General features: G+C 60.0%; 1 protein-coding gene. It reads right to left on the bottom strand.

The window, feature by feature from the left end; all coding sequences use genetic code 11:
- On the bottom strand, positions 1-487 hold a 487-nt coding region (locus AB4Z23_RS28340; protein ID WP_441361288.1), incomplete at both ends, for a LysR substrate-binding domain-containing protein.

The following is a 487-nucleotide window of genomic DNA, read 5'->3' as shown; positions in this document are numbered from 1 at the left end:
CTCCAGAGCATCCTTGACGCAGCCATGCAGGCTGTCGGTCTGCGAGATCACCGCATGTTGTGCGGCCAAATAGGCATCCATGCTCACCGGGTTGGTAAGCGTTAGCAATTGCGGATTGAAACAGCACAAGACGCTGGATTGATAAAGCGGTTCGCAATGGTGCCGTGAATCCGGGAGATAGCTGCATCCCACAGACAGGTCGACGACGCCTGAATCCAGCATCGACTCGATCTCCAGTGCATCGCCGCCACGAGCCAGAATACGAATGCCCGGCGCGATATCGCGCAACCGAGCGGTCAGGTCAGGCAGCAACAATAGTTCCACCTCGCTGGACAGCCCCAGCCTGAATGTACGCCGCTCGGTTGCCGGATCGAAGGCATCCGTCATCAACATCGCCGCTTGCGCCTGTCGCAGAGCCTGCCGCACCGGGCCAGACAAATTGAGCGCCCGCGCCGTCGGCTTCATCACCTGCCCGACACGGATGAAC

It is taken from the genome of Agrobacterium sp. MCAB5 (assembly GCF_052114365.1).
In the GTDB taxonomy this organism is placed as follows: Bacteria; Pseudomonadota; Alphaproteobacteria; order Rhizobiales; family Rhizobiaceae; genus Agrobacterium; species Agrobacterium tumefaciens.
The sequence above is the reverse complement of the archived record's forward strand: the minus strand, read 5'-3'. Positions and strand labels throughout refer to the sequence as shown.